The following is a 5,455-nucleotide window of genomic DNA, read 5'->3' on the forward strand; positions in this document are numbered from 1 at the left end:
CGGGACGGGATGTGGTCCGAGGGGCCGAGGACGAGGCCGATGCGCTCGTGTCCGAGCGATGCCAGGTGCCGCCAGGACTGCTCCACGGCGACCGCGTCGTCGCAGGCGATGCACGGGAAGTCGAGGTCGGGGATGGAGGCGTTGATGAGGACGACGGGGATGTTGCGCTCGGCGAGCAGCCGGTAGTGGTCGTGCGGCGCGTCCGCCTGGGCGAAGAGACCGCCGCCGGCGAAGACGACCCCCGAGACCTGCTGCTGGAGCAGCAGCTCGACGTAGTCGGCCTCGGAGACGCCGCCCTTGGTCTGGGTGCACAGCACCGGCGTCAGCCCCTGCTGGGCCAGCGCACCGCCGATGACCTCGGCGAACGCGGGGAAGATCGGGTTCTGGAGTTCCGGCAGCACCAGCCCCACGAGCCTCGCTCTCTCGCCCCGCAGCTGGGTGGGCCGCTCGTAGCCCAGGACGTCCAACGCGCTCAGCACGGACCTCCGGGTCGCCTCGGAAACCCCCGGTTTGCCGTTGAGCACCCGGCTGACCGTGGCCTCGCTGACCCCAACCTTCTTCGCCACCTGAGCAAGTCGTCGCGTCACAGACGCAAGACTAGCGCAAGCCTCTGCAAGAGACTTGCGCCAGTCGGTGACCTGACCGACAAGGGCCGATGCGAAGACCTGGACGGTCCCGGACGTCCCTTGCCGGTCCTACCGGTCTACGGGTTGCGGTTGATCTTGAACGTGGACGTCGTGTTCCGGATGTCCACCGCGTTGCCCTCCAGCCTCAGGCCGTTGAAGGTGACCTCGCCGACCGCGGGCCCCTGTCCGGACTCGGGCATCTCGTTGGCCCAGAGGCCGAAGCCGGACTTGGCGTCGAAGGCGTCGCCGCTCTTGCGTGCGCCGGTGACGGACACGTCGGTGAAGACGGTGTCCTTGATCGGGAACTGGGGCTGCCCTCCCACGTAGTTCGTCTGGAACATGATGCCGCTGTAGGTCGGATCGACGATGTCGACGTTGTTGACCCGGATCCCCTGGAACACCTTGGACGCGGAGAACACCCAGATGCCGGGGAAGGTCTGCTGTCCCCAGAAGTGGCCGCCGGCGCGGACGATCGAGATGTTCTCGAAGGTCGTGGGATCGGTGCCGAAGCCGTTCATCGGGTAGCCGAAGTCCAGCGAGCTGATGGTGATGCCCGAGTAGACCAGGGTGTCCGCGATGTGGATGTTGCGGAAGGTGTTGTTGTAGCCGCCGTACACGGCGAGACCCGCGGCCCGCCAGGTCAGCGTCGTCGAGAGGTTCTCGTACAGGTTGTTCTTCATGTCCGCGCCCCCGGCGTCGATCGCCGAGAACAGCGCGAAGCTGTCGTCACCGGTCGCCCGGGCGTCGTTGTTGGACACCACGTTGTCGGTCGACCCGTTGGTCATGTTGACGCCGTCCGCGAACATGTTGCGGATCCGGGAGTTCTTGATCGTGATCCGGTCGGTGTTGGCGCCCCAGTACAGGCACACCATGTGCTCGTTCCAGATGTTGTCGATGACGATGTCCGACACGTTGGAGAAGTCGAACACCTTGCCCGGCCCGTCGATGCGGCTGGTGTAGTTGCCGAAGTAGGCGAAGTTCGCGAACGACGACCCCTTGGCGCTCGCCTCGGCCCGGAAGCCGACGTCGGTGTTGTCCTGTGCCGTGGGCGCGTGGAACTTGGTGAACCACGGACCGGCGCCCACCACCTTCACCGCCTTGCCGTACACCTGGAACTTGCTCGACGTCTGGTAGTCCCCGGCCGGCAGGTAGACACCGACCAGCTTGCCGGAGGTGTCCATGCGGACCCGGTCGAGCGCGTTCTGCACGTCCTGGTGCGTGAACCCGGCCGGCACCGCGTACGCCGCCGGATCGGGGTTGGCCACCGGGGCGACCTGCTCCAGGTTGACGAAGTCGATCGCGTAGTCGGTGGTGTTCGCGGCGTCCTTCTGCAAGCGGATCCTGCTGCCCGCCGGGACGGTCTCGCCCAGCATCAGGTGCGCCTCGTCGTAGATGTGACGCGGCGCGCCCGCACCGGGGGAGTTGCCGGGCGAGGCCTCGTTGCCGTAGAGCCAGGCGTACTTCGAGGTCAGCGGCAGCGCCTTCTTCATGGCGCCGTCGACGTAGACGTTGAGCGTGGAGTCGATGCCGCCGCCGCCCGGCGCGTCCGGGATGGAGAAGCGGGTCACCAGGGTGTTGGTGGCGGCCCGGGTGGTGAACTCGACGTACTCACCGGTCGCGTCGAGCTTGACCGCCTTGCGGCCGGACGCCTCCCCGGCGATGTCGCCGATGGTCCGGTTCGGTCCGGCCACGGTGGCACCGCCGCCGACGGTGCCGTCCTCGGCCTCGTACATGTCGTAGGGCATGTTGGCGCCGCGCCCGACGAACAGCGGTTGCGTGGAGGTGTTGTTCTCCCGCTTGACGGGCAGTTCGTTGGCGTCGTCGGCCACCTTCACCCGCACCGTGTACGAGCCGTTGGCCGCCTTCCACGGTCCGAGGCTCACCGCGGGGCTCGTCGAGCCGGCGGCGATGACACCGGTGTGCGTGCCGGTCAGGGTCTTGACGGTGGTGCCGTCGGAGTCGGCCAGGGTGAGCGTCACGGCGTGGCCGCCGCCCGCGGAGTCCTGGGTTCCCTGGTTGCGCAGCGCGACCTTGAACGTGACGTCGTCACCGGCGGCCGGGCTGGAGGGCGAGGTGGTGACGGTCGCCGCGACCAGGTCGGAGCTCTGGACCGGCTTGACGACCAGCGGCTCCGGACGCGTGTAGGTGTTGTTGGTCTCGTTCTGCTCGATGATCTCGCCGGGCTCGTCGGCGACCGCGCTCAGTTCGTAGGATCCCGCGTCGCGGGCCCCGATGGAGGCGCTGACCGTGCTCTGCGCACCCGCCTGGAGGGCCCCGACGGAGGCGGTCGCGACCTTGGTGCCGCCCAGCCGCAGGGCGACCTTGCCGGCCGGACTGGCCGCCGCGCCGCCGTTGCGGACGGTGGCGGACACGGTGATCTCGTCCGACTCGACGGGCGAGGCCGGCGAGGTGGTCAGCTTCGTCACCTCCAGGTCGGGGTTGGGCGCGGGCGTGCCGACCACCTGGAACTCGGCGATCTGGCCGGCCGTGGAACCCGTGTTGGAGGTGAACCTGAGCTGCACGTCGGCGACCCTGCCGTCGACGGGGACGGTCACGCTGTTGCCGCCGCTCGCCGGGTCGAAGACGTAGTCCTTGGCGGCCGCCAGGGTGGTGAACCCGGACGCCGCCTGCTCGCGGCCGAGGACCTGGATGTTCTGGGTGCGCCTCGACCAGGCGGCGTCGGGGTTGAGCTTGAGGACGACGGCGTCGACGTCGGCGTTGGCGCCCAGCTTGACGGTCAGCGTGTTCGGGTAGCTGCCCGCCGCTCCTTCCCAGTAGGTCGACGTGCTGTTGTCGTTGGCGTTCTCGGCGACGTACGTGTGGATCACGGAAGAGGCGCTGATCGGCTTGCCGACGGCCAGGTTCGAACCGTCCCGGGTGCCGTTGCGGACGACGGAGTTGCTGTTGCCGGACACGTTGCCGGCCGCGTCCCTGGCCCGCACGAAGTAGGTCACGTTCGCGGTGGCGGGCGGGGTGTCGGTGTAGGTGGTGACATCGCCCGCGACGCTCTTCACGAGCCGGTTGTCGGCGTAGACGTCGTACCCGGTGACGCCCTTGTTGTCGCTGGACGGACTCCAGGTCAGCTTCACCTGCCCGGCGGCGGGCTCGGTGAGCGCGAGGTTCGACGGCGCGGTGGGCGCCTGCGTGTCGCCGTCGTCGCCGCGGCGGGTGACCGTGTTGCTGTTGCCGGACACGTTGCCCGCGGCGTCCTTGGCGCGGACGTGGTAGGTGACCGTGGCGCCGCCGGGGCGGGTGTCGGTGTACGTGGTGACGTTCCCCCCGACCGAGGTCAGCAGCTCGCCGTTGGCGTAGACGTCGTAAGCCGTGACCGCGGTGTCGTCCGAGGACGCGTTCCAGGTCAGCCTGATCTGCCCGGTCGCCGGCTCGGTGAACGCCAGGTTCGCGGGCGCGGTGGGGGCCTGGGTGTCGCCGCCCGCCGGCCCGTAGACCTCCAGTTCGGAGATCTGGGCGGCCGGCTGACCGGTGTTCGCCGTCACCAGGACGCGCACGTGGCGCGTGGTCGTCGCGTCGAAGGCGATCGTCGCCGACTGGCCGCCCGCCGCGTCGAAGGTGTACGCCTTGGCGGCGGTCAGGTCGCCGAAGTCCGAGCCGTTCTCGCTCGACTGGATCTTCAGGGTCTGGCTGCGCGCGCCCCACCCGTCCGGCAGCCGCAGCACCACGCGGTCGACCCGGCGGGAGGACCCGAGGTCGGCCTGTATCCACTGCGGCAGGGCGTTGTTGGCACTCTCCCAGTAGGTGGCCCTGTTGCCGTCGTTGCCGTTGCCGGCCGTGTACGCCCCCGTGGAACTGCTCGCCGTCAGCGAGCGGTTCGCGGCGAGGTTCGCCGACGACTCCCCGGCCGCGCGCACCTCCAGCTCGGACAGCTGCGCCGCCTGCCAGCCGGTGTTGGCCGTGATGTCCACCCGCACGAACCGGGTCCGGGTCGCGGGGAAGCTCACCGTGACGGTGTTGCCCGACCCCGGGTCGAAGCGGTACGTGGCGGAACTCTTCAGGGTGCTGAAGCTCGTGCCGTCGGCGCTGCCCTGGAGGGAGAGCGTCTGGTCGCGGCGCTCCCAGCCGGCGGGCAGCCTCAGGACCACCTCGTCGATCCGCTCCGTGGTGCCCAGGTCGGCCTGGACCCACTGCGGGAGGCTGCCGCCGCCGCTCTGCCAGTACGTGCCCTGGTTGCCGTCGGTGATGTTGGCGGCGCCGTACTCGCTGTGCGCGCTGCTCGCCGCCGCGGCGTCTCCCACGGCGATGTTGGGCCCGCCCGCCGCAGTGGCCGACAGCAGCGGGCCGCCCAGCGCCAGGAGACTGGTCGCGACCACCGTGCACAGGGCACGGGATCTCCAGTTCCGGATTCTCATCTGTCCCCGATCTCCGCCGCGCGCCGCAGGGGGCGCGAGGCACGGCTCAGTCGATGCGTTGGCTCGTCGTTGGCTCAGGTGGAAACTGAATGTTCCTGAATGTGCACTGTCATTTACGTTGAGCGCTCAGAGAGTTGCAGAGAACTGTTGAGTCGTCTACAGGATGTGCAGCACGAAGTCCGCGCACGGCGGGCCGGCGCGGTGGGGGCGGGGCGGGGCGAAGTGCCGGGTGGTGCCCCGGATCAGCGACTTTCACGGCCTCCGTCGGAGAACCGCAAGCGGCTGCCATTTCCCGCAAGGAAATTGCGGGGGAGGCGTGGGCCAGAGTGTGTCTCCGTCAGCCGGCGGCCGGCTGCGCGGTGGAGCCGCGGACGACGAGTTCCGGTTCGAAGAGCAGCTCTCCGTGCGGGACTTCGGTGCCTTGGATCTGGGCGCAGAGGAGGTCGACGGCGGCGCGTCCCA

Annotated in this window: 2 protein-coding genes and 1 pseudogene; all 3 read right to left on the minus strand. The window is 69.4% G+C overall.

The window, feature by feature from the left end; translation table 11 throughout:
- The coding region (locus IE108_RS34535) for a LacI family DNA-binding transcriptional regulator (protein ID WP_189397844.1) at nucleotides 1–587 on the minus strand (587 nt) is incomplete at its 3' end.
- A gap of 116 nt (nucleotides 588–703) precedes the next feature.
- Nucleotides 704–4,993, minus strand: a complete 4,290-nt coding sequence (locus tag IE108_RS34540; RefSeq protein ID WP_064730926.1) for a discoidin domain-containing protein — start codon at nucleotides 4,991–4,993, stop codon at nucleotides 704–706.
- A gap of 337 nt (nucleotides 4,994–5,330) precedes the next feature.
- Nucleotides 5,331–5,455: pseudogene (locus IE108_RS34545) on the minus strand (LacI family transcriptional regulator); the annotation flags it as partial.

This window comes from Streptomyces parvulus (genome assembly GCF_014648855.1).
Lineage (GTDB): Bacteria > Actinomycetota > Actinomycetes > Streptomycetales > Streptomycetaceae > Streptomyces > Streptomyces parvulus.

What these genes read in the sequence shown, in the direction of transcription:
- IE108_RS34540 (WP_064730926.1), bottom strand. Translation starts at nt 4,993, where the DNA reads ATGAGAATCCGGAACTGGAGATCCCGTGCCCTGTGCACGGTGGTCGCG.